The organism is Streptomyces solicavernae (genome assembly GCF_029968095.1).
GTDB lineage: Bacteria > Actinomycetota > Actinomycetes > Streptomycetales > Streptomycetaceae > Streptomyces > Streptomyces solicavernae.
Genome location: NZ_JASCIR010000003.1, coordinates 294,097 through 316,229 on the forward strand (window position 1 = coordinate 294,097; position 22,133 = coordinate 316,229).

Here is a 22,133-nt window from a genome sequence, read left to right on the forward strand (position 1 = left end):
CGGGCGTCGCCTTGCCGCCCGCTCCATGTAACCGCTATAACCGGTTACATGCCTCTCCAGTGGAAAATCGTCGTCGACTCCGCCGACCCGCATGCGCAGGCCGACTTCTGGGCGGCCGCGCTCGGTTACTCGGTCGAGGACAACAGTGCGCTGATCGAGCAGCTCCTCGGCGCCGGCGCCGTGCCCGCCGAGCTGGTCACCGAGCACCACGGCCGGCACGCGTGGCGCGGGGCCGCGGCGGCACGGCACCCGGACGACCCGTACGACGAGTCGAGCGGCGCGGGGCTCGGGCGGCGGCTGCTGTTCAACGAGGTGCCGGAGCCGAAGACCGGCAAGAACCGGGTCCACCTCGACCTGCACGTCGGCGCCGAGCAGCGCGCGGACGAGGTGGCGCGCCTCGAAGGGCTCGGCGCGCGCGTGGTGCGCGCGGTGGACGAGCCGGGCGGCAGCTGGGTGATCATGCAGGACCCGGAGGGCAATGAATTCTGCGTGGCCTGACGGGAGTTGAGAACGCCTCTGCTCAGAGGCCGACGCCCGGTATACGGAACAGACGGACCGGCATGCGCTCTTGACGTCGCGTCAAAGTGCGCCCACCATCAGGGCGCACGCACCACGCGCTGCGCGCGTGCGCCACCAGCACCCTGCGCCCCGCGCGCCCCGCGTGTCTCGTACGCCCCTCTGTTCCCGTACGGACCTCGGAGCCCCCCACATGAAGCTCTCCGCCCCGATACGCACCTCCCTCCTCACCCTCACCACCGCCGCGCTCGTCACCTCGGGCCTGCTCGTGATGCCCGCGGCCACCGCGGCGCCCACGCCCGAGCAGCCCGCGGCCGCCGCGGCGCCCGACATACCCGTCGCCGACGTCCAGGCGCACCTCGGCGAGCTCCAGTCGATCGCCGAGGCCAACGGCGGCAACCGCGCCCACGGCCGGCCCGGCTACAAGGCGTCCATCGACTACCTCAAGGGCAAGCTGGACGCCGCCGGATTCACCACCTCCGTCAAGGAGTTCACCTCCGGCGGCGCCACCGGCTACAACCTGGTCGCCGACTGGCCCGGCGGCGACGAGAACCAGGTCCTGATGGCCGGCGCCCACCTCGACAGCGTCGCCTCCGGGCCCGGCATCAACGACAACGGCTCGGGCTCCGCCGCCGTGCTGGAGACCGCGCTCGCCGTCTCCCGCGAACAGCTGGCGCCCGCGAAGCATCTGCGCTTCGCGTGGTGGGGCGCCGAGGAGCGGGGCCTGGCCGGCTCCCGCACCTACGTCAACTCGCTGTCCCAGACGGACCGTTCAAAGATCAGCGGCTACCTCAACTTCGACATGATCGGCTCGCCGAACCCGGGCTACTTCGTGTACGACGACGACCCGGCCATCGAGAAGGTCTTCAAGGACTACTTCGCCGGTCTCGGCGTACCCACGGAGATCGAGACCGAGGGCGACGGCCGCTCGGACCACGCCTCGTTCCTGGACGCCGGGATACCGGTGGGCGGCCTGTTCACCGGGGCCGGGAACACCATGTCGGGCGAGCAGGCGCAGAAGTGGGGCGGCACGGCGGGCGAGCCCTTCGACCGCTGCTACCACTCGGCCTGCGACACGACCGAGAACATCGACGAGACCGCCCTCGACCGCAACAGCGACGCCATCGCGCACGCGATCTGGGAGCTGTCGTCATGACCTCGGCACCCGCCATGACCTCGGCACCCGCCCGCGCCTCGCTCACGCGCCCGCGCCTCGCTCACGCGCTGATGTCCCTGCCCGCGAACCGGGCCCAGGCCGCCGAGCCGAACAACAGGGCGTAGAAACCCTGGAGTCGGAGGTTGGCGTACAGGTTGTCCCAGAGGACCGGTTCGCGCATCAGGTCGGCGAAGGACAGCCAGTGGTACGAGAAGAGGTACGGATGCACCGCGTCCAACTGCGGGATCGTGTTCAGGATCTGCACCGTGACGAGCAGTCCCACGGCGCCGGCCATGGCCGCGATCCCGCTGTTGGTCAGGGTGGACACGAACAGCCCGAGCGCGGCGAAGCCGGCCAGTGACGCCGCGACGGCCAGCGCGATCAGCAGCGCCCGCCACAAGCCCTCGGAGTATTCGATCGTCGTGCCGGAGATCGTGGTGAGCTCCCCTGCCGGGAACAGCAGCGCCCCCGTGACCAGGCCCGACACCGCCACCGTGAGGGTCGCGGCGAGGCAGAACGCCAGCGTGGACGCGTACTTGACGAGCAGCAGCCGTGTCCGGCCGACGGGCGCGACCAGCAGATAGCGCAGCGTGCCGGCGCTCGCCTCGCCCGCGACCGCGTCCCCCGCGACGACGCCGACCGTCAGCGGCAGGAAGAACGGCAGGGTCGCCGCGAGCGCGGTGAACACCAGGAACAGGCCGTTGTTGCTGATCTGCGCCATGAACGCCGGACCGCCCCCGCCCGCCGCCCCGGGTCCTCCGGCCGGTGAGCCGTCCCCCGTCTCGATCCGCACGACGACGCCGATCAGTACGGGCACGGCCGCGAGCACGCCGAGCAGGACGAGGGTGCGCAGGCGGCGGAAGGTGAGGCCCAGCTCGGAGCGGAGGAGGCCGAGCGTCGCGGCGGCGCGCGCTCCCGGTGGCCCTGCGAACGTGATGTCACCCTGTGACATCGAATCCCTCCCCCGTCAGCGCCACGAACGCGTCCTCCAGAGTGCCCCGTTCGAGCCCGAACGCGCGGACGCGGACGCCCGCGTGCACGAGGGCCGCGGTCAGCTCCGCCGGGTCCCGGTCGCCGGGCGGCGGCTCGCCCGTGACCCGGTCCTCGGCGACCGTCAGGTCCGTGACCCCGTACTCCTTCAGGACCCGCGCCGCATCGCCCGGGTCCGGTGTGGTGACCGCGATGCGCCCCTGCGCGCGGGCCGCCAGCTCCGCGACCGGGCCCTGGACGACCAGCCGCCCGCGGGCCATCACGGCGGCGTGCGTGCAGACCTGCTCGATCTCGTCGAGCAGGTGCGAGGAGAGGAAGACGGTGCTGCCGTCCTGTGCCAACTCCCGGATCAGCGCTCTGATCTCGCGCATCCCCTGCGGGTCGAGGCCGTTGGTCGGCTCGTCGAGTACGAGCAGCCGTCGCGGCCTGAGCAGCGCGGCCGCCAGACCGAGCCGCTGTTTCATGCCGAGCGAGTACGCCTTGGCCTTCTTCCCCGCCGCCGCGCCCAGGCCGACCCGCTCCAGGGCGGCGTCGACGCGGGCGGCGCGGGTGCGCGGGTCGGCGGTCGGGTCGGCCGCGTCGTACCGCAGCAGGTTGTCCCGGCCGGTGCGGAAGCCGTACGGGGCGGGGCCCTCGATGAGCGCGCCGACGTGCGGGAGGACGGTCCGCGCGGCCCGGGGCATGCGTCGGCCGAGGACGTGCGCCGTGCCGGAGGTCGGCTCGATCAGGCCCATCAGCATGCGGATGGTGGTGGTCTTCCCGGAGCCGTTGGGCCCGAGGAAGCCGAAGACGGCGCCGGCCGGGACGGCGAGGTCCAGGTGGTCCACGGCCAGTTGGCCGCCGCGGAAGCGCTTGGTCAGCCCCCGGGTCTCCACGGCCGCGTCGTCCATGCCTCTCCTCCTTCCCCTCCGCTTCCTCTCCCGTACCGCCTGCGGCGCGTTCCGTCCCCCGTGGACCCGGTGGCCCACGGGGGCGGAACCTTGCGGGTGCCGGTGCCGGTGCCGGTGCCGGTGCTACTGCTACTGCTACTGCTACTGCTACTGCTACTGCTACTGCTACTGCTGCGAGTTGGCCGCCTTCAGCAGCGTCGCCTTGTCCACGGCGCCGACGTAGACCTTGCCGTCGTCCGTCATCAGCGCGTTGACCAGGCGGGTGGAGAAGACCGTGCCGGAGCCGAACTTCCCGGTCACCTTGTCGCCGAAGGAGTCGAGCAACTGCCCTGCCTCGGGCGGGAGTTCACCCGACTTCGAGGACGGCACGCCGTCCTTCGCGCCGGTGTCGATGACGGCGACGGAGCTCCAGCCCTCGCCGATCACCTTCACACCCTCGGCGTTCTTGCCGTCCTTGTGGAGCTTGCCGCCGAACGGGAGCGCGTCGCCCTTCGGGCCCTTGGGCGCCTGCTTCTCCAGCTCGTCCGCCTCCGTGACCTTCGTGCCCTTGCCGGGCTTGAACTCGAAGGTGGACGCGGCCGGCTTCGCGAAGTCGACCTTGGTGAACCCGGCGTCGACCACCGGCTTGCCGCCGCTGCTCGGGCTGAGCGTGAACTTCAGCGGCACGCCGTTCTCCGCGTCCACCGCGATCCGGATCGAACCGACCGTGGAACCGGGGCCCTTGGGCTCGACGAGCAGCTGGTACGCGTCCCGTCCGGCGACGCTCGCCGTGCCGTCGACCGTCACGGAGGTGGTCTCGTCGGCCGCCTTCAGGACCTCGTCGGCGAGCTCCTTCGGCGTGGTCGGCATGCCCTCCGGAGCCTTGCCCTCGGGCTTCTCGCCCTTGCCCGCGTGCCCGTCCTTGCCCGCGTGCCCGTCCTCGGCGTGGAAGGCCTCGTCCGACTTGCTGTCGTACGCCCACACGTCGGAGCCGTTGCGGATGATGCTGTACTCCGCCGCGTCGTCCAGGATCGACAGCTTCTGCTTGTCCGGACCGTCGGCGGCGACGCGCAGCGTGTGCGTGCCGGACACCAGCTCCATCAGCTTCTCGTCCGGCGCCGCGGCCGAACCGCCCTCCCCGTCAACACCCTTGGGCGCGAACGAGGCGGCCGCGCCGGCGAGCGACGGCAGGCCGAGGTCGGTGCTGATCTTCATCTGGCCGGAGAGCTGCTGCTGGTCCGACGCCGCGATCTTCTCGATGAGTTGCTGCGCACTGATCTTCGGCAGATCCGGGTCGCCGGAGTCCGCGAGCGCCGGGACGAGCCCGATGGTCAACGCCGCGACGCCGGCCACCGCGACCGGAACCGCATAACGCGTCACCCTGCGACGGCCCGCGGACCTGTCCTCGTCCCCCTCGGTGCGCTGTGCCGATTCGTACGGTGCCATGTGTGCCCTACCTCCGTGTTCGGCGGCGGTCTTCCCTCTGCACTCGTCCACCCCGCGCCGCCATTCTCACCCGAATTGGTCAGGAGTGGTGCTGTGTCGTCGAGTTCGCGCCTCTACGTCGACCTCGTGCACCTCTATACGACCAAATCGCCCGGCCGGAAGCGTCAGCCCCGGGATGCAACCTGATGTACGCCCAGGGGATGACATACGACGGCGGCGCCTCCCCCGTCCCGTAGGGGAAGCGCCGCCGTCGAAGGAAGGTTCGTCGGCCTCGGCAGCCCGGTCCGTGCGTCACCTCGTTCAAGCCTCGGCCCGCGCGGTGCACCACCGCGTTCAAGCCTCGGCCCGCGCGGTGCACCACCGCGTTCAAGCCTCAGCCCGCGCGGTGCACCACCGCGTTCAAGCCTCAGCCCGCGCGGTGCACCACCGCGTCGCACAGCTCCACCAGGGCCGCCTTCGCGCCGCACTCCGGGAGCGGGGCGAGCGTCGCGCGCGCGTCCTCCGCGTACCGGATCGTGTCCCGGCGGGCCTGCTCCAGGGCCGGGTGGGCGCGCAGTCCGGCCAGCGCCTCGGCGTGCCGGGCGTCGTCCGTGAGGTCGCCGTCGAGCAGCCGGCACAGCGCGACGTCCTCGGCCGCGCCGTCCCGGGCGGCCTGGGCGCGCAGGTGCAGCACCGGCAGCGTGGGGATGCCCTCGCGCAGGTCGGTGCCGGGGGTCTTGCCGGACTCGTGCGCGTCGGAGGCGATGTCGAGCACGTCGTCCGCCAGTTGGAAGGCGGTGCCGAGGCGTTCGCCGTACTGCGTCAGGACGTCCACGACCGTCTCGTCGGCGCCCGACATCATCGCGCCGAAGCGGCCCGCGACCGCGATCAGGGAGCCGGTCTTGCCGCTGATCACGTCGAGGTAGTGCTCGACCGGGTCACGGCCGTCGCGCGGGCCCGCGGTCTCCAGGATCTGGCCGGTGACCAGGCGCTCGAAGGCCTCGGCCTGGATCCGGACGGCCTCGGGGCCGAGGTCGGCGAGGATGTGCGAGGCGCGGGCGAACAGGAAGTCCCCGGTGAGGACCGCAACCGAGTTGCCCCAGCGGGCGTTGGCGCTGGCCACGCCGCGGCGCACGTCCGCCTCGTCCATCACGTCGTCGTGGTAGAGCGTCGCGAGGTGCGTGAGCTCCACGACCACCGCGGACGGCACCACGCCGGGTGCGTACGGGTCACCGAACTGGGCGGCGAGCATGCCGAGCAGCGGCCGGAACCGCTTGCCGCCCGCCCGCACCAGGTGCTGCGCGGCCTCCGTGATGAACGGGACCTCGCTCTTGGTGGCCTCGATGAGACCTTCCTCGACAGCAGCCAATCCGGCCTGGACATCGGCTTCCAGAGCCTGGTCCCGCACGCTCAGCCCGAACGGCCCGACGACGGTCACGAGGGGTTCTCCTGTCTGCTGACGATCACAAGTCGATCCACGGTCGATCCACAGTCGGTGCACGATCGATGCACGGTCGATCACACGCTCGGTGACACAGTTTGCCGATGTGTCGCTGCCATCACTCAAGTCAGCGTATCCGGTCGCGTTTCGATCACTGCGGGCCCCCGCCCGACCAGCACGCGATCCCCGCACTTCCCCGGACCCGTCCCAGCCACCCTGTGCGTCACACCCGGTCACGGTCCGGGTACGCGGCGCAGACCGGGCGAAGGTATGTTCGTGATCAAGCAGTTCAGTGATTTTCGGCCACTGGCCATTTTCCGTTGCCCTGCCCGTGTCCGACGCCCCCTACCCACGGAGTTCGCGCCTTGTCCCCCAACCCGCCGCAACGGACCGCGGACACCGAACCGCAGCCCGGCGACGACCGGGCCTTCTTCGGGCAGCCGCGCGGCCTGCTCACCCTCTCCGGCCTCGAAGTCTGGGAGCGGTTCTCGTTCCTCGGCATGCAGGCCATCCTCGTCCTGTACTTCGCCGACTCCGTGGCCGACGAGGGCCTCGGCATGGACCCCGGAACGGCCGCCTCCGTCTCCGCCGCGTACGGCACGCTCGTCTATCTCGTCTCGGTCGCCGGCGGCTGGCTCGCCGACCGGATCCTCGGCTCGTACCGCGCGGTCCTGTGGGGTGGCATCCTCATCGCCTGCGGCCACTACTCCATGGCCGTGCCCACCGCCACCATGACCTGGGTCGGGCTCGGCCTGATCAGCGCCGGCACGGGCCTGCTCAAGCCCAACGTCGCCAGCATGGTCGGCAAGCTGTACGGCACCGAGGACGACCGCCGCGACGCCGGCTTCGCCCTCTACTACATGGGCATCAACATCGGCGCCTTCCTCGGCCCGCTGATCACCGGCTGGCTCGGCGAGCACCAGGGCTGGCACTGGGGCTTCTCCGCCGCCGCGATCGGCATGACGCTCGGCCTGATCCAGTACGTGGCCGGCCGCCGCCATCTCGCCGGGCGCAGGGCCGCCGCGGAGTATGCCCTTCCGCCGCAGGCGATGCGGCGCGCGGTGCTTCTCATCGTGGTCGGCCTGGCCGGCTTCGCGCTGCTCGGGGGCGTCCTCTCGGCCGTCGGCTGGCTCACCATGGAGCGCTTCGTCGACCTGCTCACGCTGATCTCGGTGATCGCGCCGGTCGTCTACTTCGTATGGATGTTCCGCAGCCCCCGGGTCACCACCGAGGAACGCGGCCGACTCCGCCCGTACATCGTGCTGTTCCTCGCCTCGGTGGCGTTCAACTTCATCCTTTTCCAGGCGTACTCGACGATGATGCTGCTCGCGTCGACCAACGCCCGCACCGAGATCCTCGGCTTCCACTTCCCGGCCGGCTGGTACGCCTCCGCCCTCGGCGCCTTCGAGGTGGCGCTCGCGCCCGTCGTCGCGGCGGCCTGGGCGCGGATGGGCCACAAGCAGCCGCACGCCTCCAACAAGATCGCCTTCGGCGTGATCCTCGGCGGCCTCTCGTTCCTCCTGATGGTGCTGCCCACCTCCGGCCACGAGGACGACACGTACAGGATGGCCGCCTGGTGGATCGTCGGCTCCTACCTGCTGCTCGGCCTCGGCGACATCCTTCTGGAGACCTCCGGGATGTCGGCCACCACCAAGCTCGCCCCCAAGGCCTTCGCCAGCCAGACCATGGCCCTCTGGTTCCTCTCCCTGGCCCTCGCCAACGGCATCCAGGCGCAGGTCGTGAAGGTCTACGGGGAGGTCTCGAACCCCGTGTACTTCGGCCTCAACGGCGCCGTCGCCGTGGTCGTCGGCATCGCCGTCATCGCCGCCGCGCCCTGGCTGCGGCGCACCATGCACCCCGTCCACTGAGCCCTTCGAGCCCTGTTCCGAGCCCTGTGAGGGGCTCGCCCCCGAGGTTGATCCGCCATGCAGATCCGCACAGAGTTCCCGTACGAGACCATCCGCGAGGACATCCGCATCCCGTTGCCTGGGGGTACCGCCCACGCTATTGGCAGTGAGGGAGAGACTTGGCTGTACGCACGCGTGTGGCGGCCGGTCACCGACGAGCCCGTACCCGTGCTCCTTGAGTACCTGCCGTACCGCCTCAGTGACTGGACCGCGCCGCGCGACTGGCAGCGGCACCCCTGGTACGCGGGCCACGGCTACGCGTCCGTGCGCGTGGACGTGCGCGGGCACGGCAACTCGGAGGGGCTGCCCGGCGACGAGTACTCGGCGACCGAGCTCGCCGACGGCGTCGCCGTGGTCGAATGGCTCGCCGCACAGCCCTGGTCCACGGGCAAGGTCGGCATGTTCGGCATCTCCTGGGGCGGCTTCAACTCCCTGCAGATCGCGGCCCTCGCGCCCGAGCCGCTGAAGGCCATCGTCACGGTCTGCTCGACGGACGACCGCTACGACAACGACGTGCACTACATGGGTGGTTCCGTCCTCGCCGTCGACATGCACGCCTGGGCCTCGACCATGCTGGCCTTCGTCTCCCGCCCGCCGGACCCTCAGTTCGTCGGCGACGACTGGCGCGCGATGTGGCTGCGCCGCCTGGAGTCGGTGGATCCGTTCATCCACACCTGGCTGCACCACCAGACCCGCGACGCCTACTGGCAGCACGGCAGCGTCTGTGAGGACTACTCCTCGGTCAAGGCCGCCGTCCTCGCCGTCGGCGGCTGGCACGACCCGTACCGCGACACGGTCCTGCGCCTCGTCGAGCACCTGCCGGGCCCGGCGAAGGGGTTGATCGGCCCCTGGTCCCACCAGTACCCGGACCGCGGCCTGCCGCCGGGTCCCGCGATCGGGTTCCTGCAGGAGACGCTGCGGTGGTGGGACCACTGGCTCAAGGGGGCGCCTGAGCCTTCGGGGACGGGGACGGGGACGGGCGGTGCGGTGGGCGGTTCCGGTTCTGGGTCCGGGGCCGGTGCGGTGGGCGGTTCCGGGTCCGGTTCCGGTTCCGGGGCCGAGCCTGGTGCAGTGGGCAGTTCCGGTTCCGGTTCCGGTTCCGGTTCCGGCGCGGTGGGCGGTTCCGGTGGGGTCATGGACGAGCCGTTGCTGCGGGCCTGGATCAGCGAGTCGCATCCGCCGGCCACGGTGTACGAGGAGCTGCCGGGCCGCTGGGTGGGCGCGGCGCAGTGGCCGTCGCCGCAGGTCACACCCGTGACGTACACCTTCGCCGGTGACCCGCGGCCGGTTCGCTCGCCACAGCAGACCGGCCTCGACGCGGGCCGCTTCTTTCCCTTCGGCAACGACGCCGACCTGCCGCCCGACCAGCGGGACGAGGACGCGAAGTCGGTGTGCTTCGAGTTCGAGGTGCCCGAGCGGCTCGAAATCCTCGGCCGGGCACGGGTCAACCTCCGGCTGTCCCTCGACACCCCGCGCGGCCAGGCCGTCGCGCGGCTCTGCGACGTGGCGCCGGACGGCTCGTCCACGCTCGTCACCCGCGGGGTGCTCAACCTGTCGGCGCGGCACGGGCGGGACCGGATCGAGCCCTGGCAGCCCGGCACCACGCAGGACGTGACGTTCGAGCTCAACGGCATCGGGCACGCCTTCCCCGCCGGCCACCGGATCCGGCTCGCCGTCTCCTCCGCGTACTGGCCGTGGATCTGGCCGCAGCCCGGCTCCGAGGACGGCTTCACCCTCGACCCCTCGGGCAGCTCCCTCGAACTCCCCGTCTGGACGGGCGGCTTGAGTGAACCGCCGCACGTCTGCGACCAGCCCGAGCAGTCCGAGCCGCTCGGAGTCGTCCAGCCGGAGACCCTGGAGGAGCCGCGTCCGGAACGCCTCGTCGTACGCGATGTCGCCCGCGGCACCTGGCGCCTGGAGGTCGACCCTCGCTACGGCGGCACCCGGATCTACCCGGACGGCCTGGAGTTCAGCGAGGACGCCCTGGAGACGTACGAGATCGACGAGCGGGACCCGCTGAGCGCCCGCACCCACTCCGACTGGTCGATCCGCCTGCACCGGCCCGAACTCGGCTGGGACGCAAGGGTCGAGACCCACTCCACGATCAGCTGCGACGCGGACGACTTCCTCACGTCCAACGAGGTGATCTGCCGCGAGGGCGACGAGGTCGTCTTCCACCGCACCTGGGAGAAGCGCATCCCCCGAACGGCGGGGTGAGGCCGAGGGGGCCGGGGAGGCCGCGGTAGCCGAGGTGGCCACGGAGGCCGGGGAAGCCACGGAGGCCGCGGCAGCCGCCGAGGCCGGGGAAGCCACGGAGGCCGAGAGGGCCGCAGAGGCCGGGGAGAGCGACCGGTCCGGGGACAGCGGGGGTCGCGGGACCGGCGGCAAACACAGGACCAGCGGGGAGCACCGGGACGCCGGTCCCCACACTCCTGGGCCCCCGCTCCTCAGCCGTCCTGCCCGAACAGCCGCTCCAGAACGACCGCCACCCCGTCCTCCTCGTTCGACGACGTCACCTCGTCCGCCACCGCCTTCAACTCCTCGTGGGCGTTGGCCATCGCCACCCCGTGCCCGGACCAGCGGAACATCGGTAGGTCGTTGGGCATGTCCCCGAACGTGATCGTGGCCGCCGCCGGGACGCCCCACATCTCGGCGGCCAGGGCCAGCCCGGTCGCCTTCGTCACGCCGAGCGGCTGCAGCTCCACCGTCCCGGGCCCCGCCATCGTCATCGTCACCAGACCGTCCGTGACCTCCCGCGCCACCTGCACCAACTCGTCGTCGCCCAGCCAGGGATGGCGCACCAGGACCTTGTTGATCGGCTCGTCCCACAGCGCCGCCCGCAGGCCGACCCGGACAGCGGGCAGCGTCGGATGCGACGGCTCGTACCCCGGCTCCATGAGCATCAGGCCGTCCATGCCGTCCTGGTTGACCGCCGCGAAGACCTCGCCGACCTCCGCCTCGATCTTCCCAAGCGCCACCTCCGCGATCTCCCGGTCCAGCGTCAGCGCACTCACCAAGCGGCCCGCGCCCGCGTCGAAGACCTGCGCGCCCTGCCCGCAGACGGCAAGCCCGCGGTAGTCGATCTCCATCAGCAGGTGCCGGACCTGGGGCGCCGGGCGCCCGGTGACCACGACGTGCCGCGCACTGGCCGCGGAAACCCTCGTGAGCGCGGCCCGCGAACGCGCGGAGACGGTGTCGCCACGGCGCAACAGGGTGCCGTCGAGGTCGGTGGCGACCAGCGAGAAGGGGGGTGCGGAGAGCATGGCCACACAATAGAGAGACCCCAACAAACCACACAAAAGACGACGTTGACCTATCTTCATGCACTGCCGCCATGGGCATCCTCCGACGTAACGTGTGATCAACCCGATGCAGGAAAGTGAGGCACGCGACCCATGCCCGAGCAGAGCCCGCTCGACCTCCCCGAAGGCGACCCCTTCGGCCCGCACAACCTTCCGTACGGCGTCTTCTCCCTCCCCGGCTCCCTTGCCGGCTCCCCGGACAGCGGCGAGCACCGCAGGGTCGGTGTCCGCCTCGGCTCCCATGTGCTCGACGCCGGCGCCGCCGCGCACGCCCTGGGCTCTCCGTACGCCTCACTGCTCGGCAAGCCGACACTGAACCCGCTGCTCGCGGCCGGCCCGCAGGCCTGGAGCGATGTGCGCCGCGCGCTCACGGCCTGGGTGACGGTGCCCTCCCACCAGGAGGCCGTGCGCCCGTTCTTCCACCCCCTGGCGGACGTCACCCTGCACCTGCCGTTCGACGTCGCCGACTACGTCGACTTCTACGCCAGCGAGCACCACGCCACGAACCTCGGCCGCCTCTTCCGCCCCGACTCCGAGCCGCTGCTGCCCAACTGGAAGCATCTGCCGGTCGGTTACCACGGCCGGGCCGGTACCGTCGTGGTCTCCGGCACCGAGGTGATCCGCCCCAGCGGCCAGCGCAAGGCCCCCTCCGCCGCCGAACCGTCCTTCGGCCCTTCCGCCAAGCTCGACATCGAGGCCGAGGTCGGCTTCGTGGTGGGCGCACCCTCCGAGCTCGGCAGCGCCGTCCCGCTGTCCTCCTTCCGTGACCACGTCTTCGGCCTGTGCCTGCTCAACGACTGGTCCGCCCGTGACATCCAGCCCTGGGAGTACGTCCCCCTCGGCCCGTTCGTCGCGAAGTCCTTCGCCACCTCCGTCTCCGCCTGGATCACCCCCCTCGAAGCCCTGGACCACGCCCGCGTCGCCCCGCCCGCCCGCGACGTCGCCGTGCTGCCGTACCTGGACGACTCCGCGGAGGACGAGCCCGGCGGCTACGACCTGCGGATCACCGTCTCCCTCAACGGCGAGGTGATCTCCGAGCCGCCGTTCGCCTCGATGTACTGGACGGGCGCCCAGATGCTGACCCATATGACCGTCGGCGGCGCCTCCCTGCGCACCGGCGACCTCTACGGCTCCGGCACCATCAGCGGCACCGAGACCCACCAGCGGGGCTCCCTGATCGAGCTCACCTGGAACGGCGCCGAACCCCTCGAACTCCCCACCGGCAAGCGGACGTTCCTGGAGGACGGCGACGAGATCACCCTCACCGCCTGGGCCCCCGGCCCTGACGGCAGCCGTGTCGGCCTCGGCGAGGTGACCGGCCGCATCGCCCCGGCCCGCACCACGGACTGACCGCGCCTCGCATCCCGTGGGCCGGACCGCCACCCGGCGGGCCGGCCCACCGCGCGCTCACCCCTCGAAGCCCTCCAGGACTCCCAGCACGCCCTCACCCCAGGTGGCCAGCTTCTTCTCGCCCACTCCGCCGATGGCTGCCAGCTCCGTCACGGAGGCGGGCCGGGCCAGGGCGATCTCGCGCAGCGTCGCGTCGTGGAAGATCACATATGCGGGCACTCCCTGCTCCCTGGCCTGCTCGGCCCGCCAGGCACGCAGCGCCTCGAAGAGCGGCAGCGCCTCCTCCGGAAGGTCGACCGGGGCCTTGCTCTTCCGCTCGCCCTTGGCCCCGCCGGCCGAGCCACGCGCGGCGAGTTTCTTCGGCTCCTTGCGCAGCAGCACCTCCCGCTGTCTGCCGAGGACGGCGCCGCTGCCCTCGGTCAGCACCAGCGTGCTGTACTCCCCCTCCACCGCGAGCAGCCCCTGGGCCAGCAACTGCCGTACCACGCTCCGCCATTCGGCCTCCGACAGGTCCTCCCCGATCCCGAAGACCGACAGCTGGTCGTGGTCGAAGCGGATCACCTTGGCGGTCTTGCGGCCGAGCAGGATGTCGACGATCTGGCCCACGCCGAACTTCTGCCGCCGCTCCCGGTCGAGGCGCACGACCGCCGACAGCACCTTCTGGGCCGCGACCGTGCCGTCCCAGGTCTCCGGCGCCGTCAGGCATGTGTCGCAGTTGCCGCAGCCCTGGCCGTTCGGCTCCTGGCCGAAGTAGGCGAGGAGTTGGGCCCGTCGGCACTGGACGGTCTCGCAGAGCGCGAGCATCGAGTCCAGGTGCGCGGCCGCCCGGCGCCGGAACGCCTCGTCGCCCTCGCCGGACTGGATGAGCTTGCGCTGCTGCACCACGTCGTTGAGTCCGTATGCCATCCAGGCCGTGGAGGGCTGTCCGTCCCGGCCTGCGCGGCCCGTCTCCTGGTAGTACCCCTCCACCGACTTGGGCAGGTCGAGGTGGGCCACGAAGCGGACGTCCGGCTTGTCGATGCCCATGCCGAAGGCGATGGTCGCCACCACCACCAGGCCGTCCTCGCGCAAGAAACGGGCCTGGTGCGCCGCGCGCGTGCCGGCGTCGAGCCCCGCGTGGTACGGCACCGCCTCGATGCCGTTGCGGCAGAGGAATTCGGCGGTCTTCTCCACGGAGTTGCGCGAGAGGCAGTAGACGATGCCTGCGTCGGAGGGGTGCTCCTCGCGCAGGAAGCGCAGCAGCTGCTTCTTCGGCTCGTCCTTCGGGATGACGCGGTACTGGATGTTGGGCCGGTCGAAGCTGGCCTCGAAGTGGCGGGCCTGCGGCATGGCGAGGCGTTCGGTGATCTCGCGGTGGGTGGCCCGCGTCGCCGTGGCCGTCAACGCGATCCGGGGGACCTCGGGCCAGCGCTGCCCGAGCAGCGAGAGCGACAGGTAGTCGGGCCGGAAGTCGTGGCCCCACTGGGCGACGCAGTGCGCCTCGTCGATCGCGAAGACGGAGATCTTGGCGCGCTCGATCAGGTCGAGCGTGGCGTCCAGGCGCAGCCGCTCCGGCGCGAGATACAGCAGGTCGAGCTCGCCGGCCAGCAGCTCGGCCTCGACCAGGCGGCGCTCCTCGAAGTCCTGCGTGGAGTTGATGAACCCGGCCCGCACGCCGAGCGCCCGCAGCGCGTCCACCTGGTCCTGCATCAGAGCGATCAGCGGCGAGACCACGACGCCCGTGCCGGGCCTGACCAGGGCCGGGATCTGGTAGCAGAGCGACTTGCCGCCGCCCGTGGGCATGAGTACGACGGCGTCCCCACCGGCGACGACATGCTCGATGACCGCCTCCTGCTCGCCGCGGAAGCTGTCGTACCCGAAGACGCGGTGGAGCGTGCTCAGGGCGTCGCTCGGCGTCACACCGGCTCGGGTCTCTTCCCCGGCCAGGCCGGTCTCGGTCCGGCCTTGTTCCCCGGCCACGTCCATCACCACGGTCCCGTTCATCGTCTGTCCCCCCGTACGCCGTCCTTCGACCACGACAGCCACGATAGGCCGCCCCGCCGACAGTCCGGAAAAGTTATCCACAGGCTGGGGGTGCCGGTAGGAAGAGTTGGTGCCCGGTCCCTCCGAAGAGGTACCGGGCACCGCAAACCATCCGCCCCGCCCGGACACCTCGCCACCCGGACGGCCATCGGCTCAGCGGACGAAGACCCCCGCCTGACCGGCCAGGTCGAGGAAGTACTGCGGCGCCACGCCGAGCACCAGCGTGACCGCCACGCCCACCCCGATCGCCGTCGTCGTCAGCGGCGAGGGCACCGCGACCGTCGGCCCCTCGGGCTTCGGCTCGCTGAAGAACATGAGGACGATCACACGGATGTAGAAGAAGGCCGCGATCGCCGACGAGATCACACCGATCACGACGAGCGCGCCCGCCCCGCCCTCGGCCGCCGCCTTGAACACCGCGAACTTGCCGGAGAACCCGGAGGTCAGCGGAATGCCCGCGAAGGCGAGCAGGAACACCGCGAAGACCGCCGCGACCAGCGGCGAACGCCGTCCGAGGCCGGCCCACTTGGACAGGTGCGTGGCCTCGCCGCCGGCGTCCCGCACCAGCGTGACCACGGAGAAGGCGCCGATCGTCACGAAGGAGTACGCGCCCAGATAGAACAGCACCGAGGAGATACCGTCCGGCGTCGCCGCGATGACACCGGCGAGGATGAAGCCGGAGTGCGCGATCGACGAGTACGCGAGGAGCCGCTTGATGTCGGTCTGCGTGATCGCGACGATCGCGCCGATCAGCATCGTGACGATCGCGACGCCCCACATCACCGGCCGCCAGTCCCAGCGCAGGCCCGGAAGCACCACGTAGAGCAGCCGGAGCAGCGCGCCGAACGCCGCGACCTTGGTGGCGGCCGCCATGAAGCCGGTGACCGGGGTCGGAGCGCCCTGGTAGACGTCGGGCGTCCACATGTGGAACGGCACGGCGCCGACCTTGAAGAGCAGGCCCATGAGGATCATGGCGCCGCCGACGAGGAGCAGCGCGTCGTTCCCCATGGTGTCGGCGAGGGCCGGGTCGATGCTCTGCACGGTGCCGTCGACCACGTCGGCGATCCCGGCGTACGAGACGGTGCCCGCGTAGCCGTACAGGAGGGCGATGCCGAAGAGCAGGAACGCCGAGGAGAAGGCACCGAGCAGGAAGTACTTGACCGCGGCCTCCTGCGACATGAGGCGCTTGCGGCGGGCGAGCGCACACAGCAGGTAGAGCGGCAGCGAGAAGACCTCCAGGGCGATGAACAGCGTCAGGAGGTCGTTCGCCGCGGGGAAGACCAGCATGCCGCCGATCGCGAACAGTGCGAGCGGGAACACTTCGGTCGTGGTGAACCCGGCCTTGACGGCGGCCTTTTCACCGTCGCTGCCCGGCACCGACCCGGCCTGTGCCGTGAAGGAGTCGACGCGGTTTCCGTGCGCCTCGGGGTCGAGGCGGCGCTCGGCGAAGGTGAAGACGGCGACGAGCCCGGTGAGCAGGATCGTGCCCTGCAGGAACAGGGCCGGTCCGTCGACGGCGATCGCGCCCATGGCGGCGATCTGCGCCTCCGTGGAGGCGTGCCCGCCCGCCGCGAGCCCGATCACGGCGGCGAACGCGGCCACCAGGGCGACCACGGTCACGAACATCTGCGCGTAATAGCGGACTTTCCGGCCGACGAACGCTTCGACGACGATGCCCACCACGGCCGCGCCGATCACGATCAGCGTGGGCAGAAGCTGGGCGTACTCGATGGTCGGGGCGTCGATCTTCTGGATCGGCGCCGCCGTTGTCCACAGGCTGTGGACGGCTGATGCGCTCACTTGGCCGCCTCCACCTCGGGCTTGGGGTCCTTCTTCTGTACGTCGGACAGGGTGTGGCCGACCGCCGGGTTCACCAGGTCGGTGACCGGCTTCGGGTAGACACCGAGGAAGATCAGCAAGGCGATCAGCGGGGCGACTACGACGAGTTCACGCACCCGCAGGTCCGGCATCTTGGCGACTTCGAGCTTGACCGGGCCCGTCATCGTCCGCTGGTACAGGACGAGGGTGTAGAGCGCGGCGAGCACGATGCCGAAGGTGGCGATGATGCCGACCACCGGATAGCGCGTGAATGTGCCGACCAGGACCAGGAATTCACTCACGAAGGGCGCGAGTCCCGGCAGCGAGAGGGTGGCCAGCGAGCCGATCAGGAATGTCCCGGCGAGCACCGGCGCGACCTTCTGCACCCCGCCGAAGTCCGCGATGAGCCGCGAGCCGCGACGCGAGATCAGGAAGCCGGCCACCAGCATCAGCGCGGCGGTGGAAATGCCGTGGTTGATCATGTAGAGCGTCGCGCCGCTCTGACCCTGCGAGGTCATCGCGAAGATGCCCATGATGATGAAGCCGAAGTGCGAGATCGACGCGTACGCCACCAGACGCTTGATGTCGCGCTGGCCGACGGCGAGCAGCGCACCGTAGACGATCGAGATCAGCGCGAGCACCAGGATCACCGGCGTCGCCCACTTCGAGGCCTCCGGGAACAGCTGGAGGCAGAAGCGGAGCATCGCGAACGTGCCGACCTTGTCGACGACCGCGGTGATCAGCACGGCGACGGGGGCGGTGGCCTCACCCATGGCGTTGGGCAGCCAGGTGTGCAGCGGCCACAGCGGCGCCTTCACCGCGAAGGCGAAGAAGAAGCCGAGGAACAGCAGCCGCTCGGTGTTGGTCGCCATCTCCAGCTCGCCGCTCGCACGCGCGGCGGCGATCTCCTGGAGCGAGAAGTTCCCGGCGACCACATAGAGGCCGATGACCGCGGCCAGCATGATCAGGCCGCCGACCAGGTTGTAGAGCAGGAACTTCACTGCCGCGTAACTGCGTTGGGCGGCGGCCTTCTCGTCGCTGCCCCCCGCCGCGTCAGCGGCCGGTTGAGTAGCAGCTGCGCGGTCTCCGAAGCCGCCGATGAGGAAGTACATCGGGATGAGCATGGCTTCGAAGAGGACGTAGAAGAGGAAGACGTCGGTGGCCTCGAAGGAGAGGATCACCATCGCCTCGACCATCAGGATCAGGGCGAAGAAGCCCTGAGTCGGGCGCCACCTCTTGGAATCGGTTTCGTACGGGTCGGCGTCATGCCAGCCCGCAAGGATGATGAACGGGATCAGCAGCGCGGTCAGGCCGATCAGGGCGACACCGATGCCGTCGACCCCAAGTTCGTACCGCACGCCGAAGTCCGCGATCCACGCGTGCGACTCGGTGAGTTGGTAGCGGTCGCCGCCCGGGTCGAAGCGGGCGCCGACCACGCCCGCGAGGAGCAGCGTGGCGAGCGAGAAGAGCAGCGCCAGCCACTTGGCGGCGGTGCGCCGCGCGGAGGGCACGGCGGCGGTGACGATCGCACCGATCGCCGGCACCGCGGCCGTCGCTGTCAGCAGAGGAAAGGACATCGTGATCAGACCGCCCTCATCAGCAGGGTCGCGGCGATGAGGATCGCCGTACCGCCGAACATCGAGACCGCGTAGGAACGGGCGAAGCCGTTCTGCAGCTTGCGCATCCGGCCGGAGAGTCCGCCGAAGCCCGCCGCCGTGCCGTTGACGACGCCGTCGACCATGGTGTGGTCGACGTACACAAGGGAGCGGGTGAGGTGCTCGCCGCCGCGGACCAGGACCACATGGTTGAAGTCGTCCTGCAGCAGGTCACGGCGGGCCGCCCGGGTGAGCAGCGAGCCGCGCGGTGCGGTGACCGGGACCGGCTTGCGGCCGTACATCACGTACGCCAGGGCGGCGCCCAGGAGCAGCACCACGACCGTGGAGGCCGTGATCGCCGGGACGCTGATCACCGGGTGCGGGTGCTCGAACTGCGTGACCGGCTCCAGCCACTTCACGAACGACTCGTTGAGCGAGAAGAGCCCGCCCGCGAAGACCGAGCCGAAGGCGAGGACGATCATCGGGATCGTCATCGACTTGGGCGACTCGTGCGGATGCGGTTCGTTGCCGTCGGCGTCCGGCTGCCAGCGCTTCTCGCCGAAGAACGTCATGATCATCACGCGCGTCATGTAGAAGGCCGTGATGCCCGCTCCCAGGAGGGCGACGCCGCCGAAGATCCAGCCGCGGATCCCGTCGTCGTACGCGAACGCCGCCTCGATGATCTTGTCCTTGGACCAGAAGCCGGACAGACCCGGGAAGCCGATGATCGCGAGATAACCGAGACCGAACGTCACGAACGTGACCGGCATGTACTTGCGGAGGCCGCCGTACTTGCGCATGTCGACCTCGTCGTTCATGCCGTGCATGACCGAGCCGGCGCCGAGGAAGAGCCCGGCCTTGAAGAAGCCGTGCGTCACCAGGTGCATGATCGCGAAGGCGTACCCGATGGGGCCGAGGCCCGCCGCCAGGATCATGTAGCCGATCTGCGACATCGTCGAACCCGCGAGGGCCTTCTTGATGTCGTCCTTCGCGCAACCGACGATCGCACCGAACAGGAGCGTGACCGCGCCAACGATCACGACCGCCAACTGCGCGTCCGGGGCGGCGTTGAAGATCGCCCCCGACCGGGTGATGAGGTACACGCCCGCCGTGACCATCGTGGCCGCGTGGATCAGGGCCGAGACCGGAGTCGGGCCCTCCATCGCGTCACCGAGCCAGGACTGCAGCGGCACCTGGGCCGACTTTCCGCACGCGGCGAGCAGCAGCAGCAGGCCGATCGCGGTGAGCATCCCCTCGCTCGTGTCAGCGGTCGATTCGAGGACCGGGCCGAAGGCGAACGTGCCGAACGTCGTGAACATCAGCATGATCGCGATCGACAGGCCCATGTCACCGACGCGGTTGACCAGGAAGGCTTTCTTGGCCGCCGTGGCCGCGCTGGGCTTGTGCTGCCAGAACCCGATGAGCAGGTACGACGCCAGACCGACGCCCTCCCAACCCACGTAAAGCAGCAGGTAGTTGTCGGCGATGACGAGGAGCAGCATCGCCGCGAGGAACAGGTTCAGATAGCCGAAGAAGCGGCGCCTGCGCTCGTCGTGCTCCATGTACCCGATCGAGTAGACGTGGATCAGGGAGCCCACGCCGGTGATCAGGAGCACGAACGTCATCGACAGCTGGTCCAGCTGGAAGGCGACGTCCGCCTGGAAGCCCTCGACCGGGATCCAGCTGAACAGCGACTGGTGCAGGGCGCGGTGCTCCGCGTCCTTGCCCAGCATGTCGGTGAAGAGCAGCACACCGACGGCGAACGAGACGACCGCGAGCAGTGTGCCGATCCAGTGGCCGCCGCGGTCCAACCGCCGCCCGCCGCAGAGCAGTACGGCCGCTCCGAGCAGTGGCGCCGCGACGAGCAGCGCAATCAGGTTCTCCACGATTCCTCCTGCCCCTCAGAGCTTCATCAGGCTGGCGTCGTCGACCGAGGCCGAGTGGCGGGAACGGAACAGGGACACGATGATCGCGAGCCCGACCACGACCTCGGCGGCGGCGACGACCATCGTGAAGAACGCGATGATCTGGCCGTCGAGGTTGCCGTGCATCCGGGAGAACGTCACGAGCGCGAGGTTGCAGGCGTTGAGCATCAGCTCGATGCACATGAACACCACGATGGCGTTCCGCCTGATCAGCACGCCCGTGGAGCCGATCGCGAACAACAGGGCCGCTAGGTAGAGGTAGTTGACGGGACTCACTTCGCGGCCTCCTTCTTGTCGCCCGAGGCCGCGTCGTCGGTCGACGACGCGGCGCCGCCGCTCCTGCCGAGCCGCTCGTCGGAGCGCTGCTCCAGGGCCTGCAGATCGTTCAGGGCCTCGCTGGACACGTCCCGGATCTGGCCGCGGTCGCGCAGCGTCTTGCTGACCGTGAGCTCCGAGGGGGTGCCGTCCGGCAGCAGGCCCGCGATGTCCACGGCGTTGTGCCGCGCGTACACACCCGGGGCGGGCAGCGGCGGGAGGTGCTTGCCCTCGCGCACCCGCTCCTCCGCCAGCTCGCGCTGCGTCTTGGCGCGCTCGGTGCGCTCGCGGTGCGTGAGCACCATGGCGCCGACCGCTGCCGTGATGAGCAGCGCGCCGGTGATCTCGAAGGCGAAGACGTACTTGGTGAAGATGAGGGCCGCCAACCCCTCCACGTTCCCACCGGCGTTGGCCTGGGCCAGGCCGTTGAACTCCTTCAGGGAGGCGTTCCCGATGCCGCCGACGAGCAGCACCGCGAAGCCCAGACCACAGAGCGCGGCCAGCCAGCGCTGGCCCTTGATGGTCTCCTTCAGGGAGTCCGCGGCCGTCACGCCGACCAGCATGACCACGAAGAGGAACAGCATCATGATCGCGCCGGTGTAGACGACGACCTGCACGATGCCCAGGAAGTAGGCGCCGTTGGCCAGGTAGAAGACCGCCAGAATGATCATGGTGCCGGCCAGGCAGAGCGCGCTGTGCACGGCCTTCTTCATCAGGACGGTGCACAGGGCGCCGATCACCGCGACGGTGCCGAGGACCCAGAACTGGAACGCCTCGCCGGTGGAGGTGGCGTAGGCGGCGAGCGTGCTCATCGGCCGACCACCTTCTTCGACGCAGGCTCGTCGGGGCCGAAGGTCGACTCCGCCTCCTGCACCACCTCGCCCTTGGAGTGGGCGACTTGGGGCTCGGTGCCGGGCGCCGCCTCGGTGACCAGACCGCGGTAGTAGTCCTGCTCGTCCATGCCCGGGTAGATCGCGTGCGGGCTGTCGACCATGCCCTCCTCCAGGCCGGCGAGCAGCTGCTCCTTGGTGTAGATCAGGTTCTCGCGGCTGGAGTCGGCCAGCTCGAAGTCGTTCGTCATCGTCAACGCGCGCGTGGGGCATGCCTCGATGCACAGGCCGCACAGGATGCAGCGGGCGTAGTTGATCTGGTACACCCGCCCGTACCGCTCGCCCGGGGAGTAGCGCTCCTCGTCGGTGTTGTCCGCGCCCTCGACGTAGATCGCGTCCGCCGGACAGGCCCAGGCGCACAGCTCGCAGCCGACGCACTTCTCCAGGCCGTCCGGGTGCCTGTTCAGCTGGTGACGGCCGTGGAAGCGCGGGGCTGTGACCTTCTTCTGCTCCGGGTACTGCTCGGTCAGCCGCTTCTTGAACATGGCCTTGAAGGTCACGCCGAAGCCGGCCACGGGGTTGTGGAACCCCTGCGCCGTGTCCTTGCCCTCGCCCGACCCGGCGGGTGCGCCGGACGCGGGCGACTTCTCGGAACGGTCGTTCCTGGAGATC

General features: G+C 70.4%; 17 protein-coding genes. 5 read left to right on the top strand and 12 right to left on the bottom strand.

Annotation, left to right across the window (positions count from 1 at the left end):
• Positions 1-48 precede the first annotated feature (48 nt).
• Both QIS99_RS06280 and QIS99_RS06285 read left to right on the top strand, forming a co-directional pair.
• Positions 49-498: a VOC family protein gene (locus QIS99_RS06280; protein WP_282511261.1), complete on the top strand. Its 450-nt coding sequence runs from the start codon at positions 49-51 to the stop codon at positions 496-498.
• A gap of 211 nt (positions 499-709) precedes the next feature.
• Positions 710-1,672, top strand: coding sequence for a M28 family metallopeptidase (locus QIS99_RS06285; protein ID WP_282511262.1), 963 nt, complete (start codon positions 710-712; stop codon positions 1,670-1,672).
• A 61-nt stretch (positions 1,673-1,733) separates the two neighbouring features.
• Here QIS99_RS06285 and QIS99_RS06290 read toward each other — a convergent pair whose 3' ends face one another.
• The 4 genes from QIS99_RS06290 to QIS99_RS06305 form a co-directional block, all read right to left on the bottom strand.
• The gene (locus tag QIS99_RS06290; RefSeq protein WP_282511263.1) at positions 1,734-2,624 is read right to left on the bottom strand and encodes an ABC transporter permease; all 891 of its coding nucleotides are present in this window, start codon (positions 2,622-2,624) and stop codon (positions 1,734-1,736) included.
• Positions 2,611-3,552, bottom strand: a complete 942-nt coding sequence (locus QIS99_RS06295; protein ID WP_282511264.1) for an ABC transporter ATP-binding protein — start codon at positions 3,550-3,552, stop codon at positions 2,611-2,613. Before QIS99_RS06295 ends, QIS99_RS06290 begins: the two co-directional genes overlap by 14 nt.
• 165 nt (positions 3,553-3,717) lie before the next feature.
• Entirely contained in the window at positions 3,718-4,977 is a 1,260-nt protein-coding gene (locus QIS99_RS06300) for a LolA family protein (protein ID WP_282511265.1), read from the bottom strand.
• Positions 4,978-5,383: 406 nt separating this feature from the next.
• Positions 5,384-6,394, bottom strand: a complete 1,011-nt coding sequence (locus QIS99_RS06305; RefSeq protein WP_282511266.1) for a polyprenyl synthetase family protein — start codon at positions 6,392-6,394, stop codon at positions 5,384-5,386.
• A 368-nt stretch (positions 6,395-6,762) separates the two neighbouring features.
• Between QIS99_RS06305 and QIS99_RS06310 the strand changes: the two genes are divergently transcribed.
• Together QIS99_RS06310 and QIS99_RS06315 are read left to right on the top strand one after the other, a co-directional pair.
• A complete protein-coding gene (locus tag QIS99_RS06310) occupies positions 6,763-8,265 on the top strand; it encodes a peptide MFS transporter (RefSeq protein ID WP_282511267.1) in 1,503 nt (500 codons plus the stop codon).
• Between the two features lie 57 nt (positions 8,266-8,322).
• Positions 8,323-10,521 (top strand): CocE/NonD family hydrolase, encoded by a 2,199-nt coding sequence (locus QIS99_RS06315; RefSeq protein WP_282511268.1) that lies wholly within the window; start codon positions 8,323-8,325, stop codon positions 10,519-10,521.
• 230 nt (positions 10,522-10,751) lie between these two features.
• On the opposite strand, the gene QIS99_RS06320 is transcribed toward QIS99_RS06315, so the two are convergent.
• Positions 10,752-11,567 carry an HAD family hydrolase gene (locus tag QIS99_RS06320; protein ID WP_282511269.1) on the bottom strand — a complete coding sequence of 272 codons (816 nt, stop codon included), beginning with the start codon at positions 11,565-11,567 and terminating at the stop codon, positions 10,752-10,754.
• Between the two features lie 132 nt (positions 11,568-11,699).
• Between QIS99_RS06320 and fahA the strand changes: the two genes are divergently transcribed.
• Positions 11,700-12,956, top strand: a complete 1,257-nt coding sequence (gene fahA / locus QIS99_RS06325) for a fumarylacetoacetase (RefSeq protein WP_282511271.1) — start codon at positions 11,700-11,702, stop codon at positions 12,954-12,956.
• Positions 12,957-13,013: 57 nt separating this feature from the next.
• Here the strand turns inward: fahA and recQ are convergent, their stop codons facing one another.
• The 7 genes from recQ to nuoI all read right to left on the bottom strand — a co-directional run bounded on the left by recQ (position 13,014) and on the right by nuoI (position 22,132).
• A complete protein-coding gene (recQ, locus tag QIS99_RS06330; RefSeq protein ID WP_282511273.1) occupies positions 13,014-14,939 on the bottom strand; it encodes a DNA helicase RecQ in 1,926 nt (641 codons plus the stop codon).
• A 192-nt stretch (positions 14,940-15,131) separates the two neighbouring features.
• A complete protein-coding gene (gene nuoN / locus QIS99_RS06335) occupies positions 15,132-16,778 on the bottom strand; it encodes an NADH-quinone oxidoreductase subunit NuoN (protein ID WP_282511275.1) in 1,647 nt (548 codons plus the stop codon).
• Positions 16,775-18,373: an NADH-quinone oxidoreductase subunit M gene (locus QIS99_RS06340; protein ID WP_282511277.1), complete on the bottom strand. Its 1,599-nt coding sequence runs from the start codon at positions 18,371-18,373 to the stop codon at positions 16,775-16,777. Before QIS99_RS06340 ends, nuoN begins: the two co-directional genes overlap by 4 nt.
• 5 nt (positions 18,374-18,378) lie before the next feature.
• Positions 18,379-20,277, bottom strand: a complete 1,899-nt coding sequence (nuoL, locus tag QIS99_RS06345) for an NADH-quinone oxidoreductase subunit L (protein ID WP_282511279.1) — start codon at positions 20,275-20,277, stop codon at positions 18,379-18,381.
• Positions 20,278-20,292: 15 nt separating this feature from the next.
• The gene (nuoK, locus tag QIS99_RS06350) at positions 20,293-20,592 is read right to left on the bottom strand and encodes an NADH-quinone oxidoreductase subunit NuoK (protein WP_282511281.1); all 300 of its coding nucleotides are present in this window, start codon (positions 20,590-20,592) and stop codon (positions 20,293-20,295) included.
• Positions 20,589-21,443 (bottom strand): NADH-quinone oxidoreductase subunit J, encoded by an 855-nt coding sequence (locus QIS99_RS06355; RefSeq protein WP_282511283.1) that lies wholly within the window; start codon positions 21,441-21,443, stop codon positions 20,589-20,591. The genes nuoK and QIS99_RS06355 overlap by 4 nt, the downstream gene beginning before the upstream one ends.
• Positions 21,440-22,132, bottom strand: coding sequence for an NADH-quinone oxidoreductase subunit NuoI (nuoI, locus tag QIS99_RS06360; protein WP_282511430.1), 693 nt, complete (start codon positions 22,130-22,132; stop codon positions 21,440-21,442). Before nuoI ends, QIS99_RS06355 begins: the two co-directional genes overlap by 4 nt.
• Position 22,133: the final 1 nt, after the last annotated feature.

Bases quoted from the DNA above. Each gene is read 5' to 3' on its own strand.
- QIS99_RS06280 (WP_282511261.1), top strand. From the start codon at position 49: ATGCCTCTCCAGTGGAAAATCGTCGTCGACTCCGCCGACCCGCATGCG.
- QIS99_RS06285 (WP_282511262.1), top strand. From the start codon at position 710: ATGAAGCTCTCCGCCCCGATACGCACCTCCCTCCTCACCCTCACCACC.
- QIS99_RS06290 (WP_282511263.1), bottom strand. From the start codon at position 2,624: ATGTCACAGGGTGACATCACGTTCGCAGGGCCACCGGGAGCGCGCGCC.
- QIS99_RS06295 (WP_282511264.1), bottom strand. From the start codon at position 3,552: ATGGACGACGCGGCCGTGGAGACCCGGGGGCTGACCAAGCGCTTCCGC.
- QIS99_RS06300 (WP_282511265.1), bottom strand. From the start codon at position 4,977: ATGGCACCGTACGAATCGGCACAGCGCACCGAGGGGGACGAGGACAGG.
- QIS99_RS06315 (WP_282511268.1), top strand. From the start codon at position 8,323: ATGCAGATCCGCACAGAGTTCCCGTACGAGACCATCCGCGAGGACATC.
- QIS99_RS06320 (WP_282511269.1), bottom strand. From the start codon at position 11,567: ATGCTCTCCGCACCCCCCTTCTCGCTGGTCGCCACCGACCTCGACGGC.
- fahA (WP_282511271.1), top strand. From the start codon at position 11,700: ATGCCCGAGCAGAGCCCGCTCGACCTCCCCGAAGGCGACCCCTTCGGC.
- recQ (WP_282511273.1), bottom strand. From the start codon at position 14,939: ATGAACGGGACCGTGGTGATGGACGTGGCCGGGGAACAAGGCCGGACC.
- QIS99_RS06340 (WP_282511277.1), bottom strand. From the start codon at position 18,373: ATGTCCTTTCCTCTGCTGACAGCGACGGCCGCGGTGCCGGCGATCGGT.
- QIS99_RS06355 (WP_282511283.1), bottom strand. From the start codon at position 21,443: ATGAGCACGCTCGCCGCCTACGCCACCTCCACCGGCGAGGCGTTCCAG.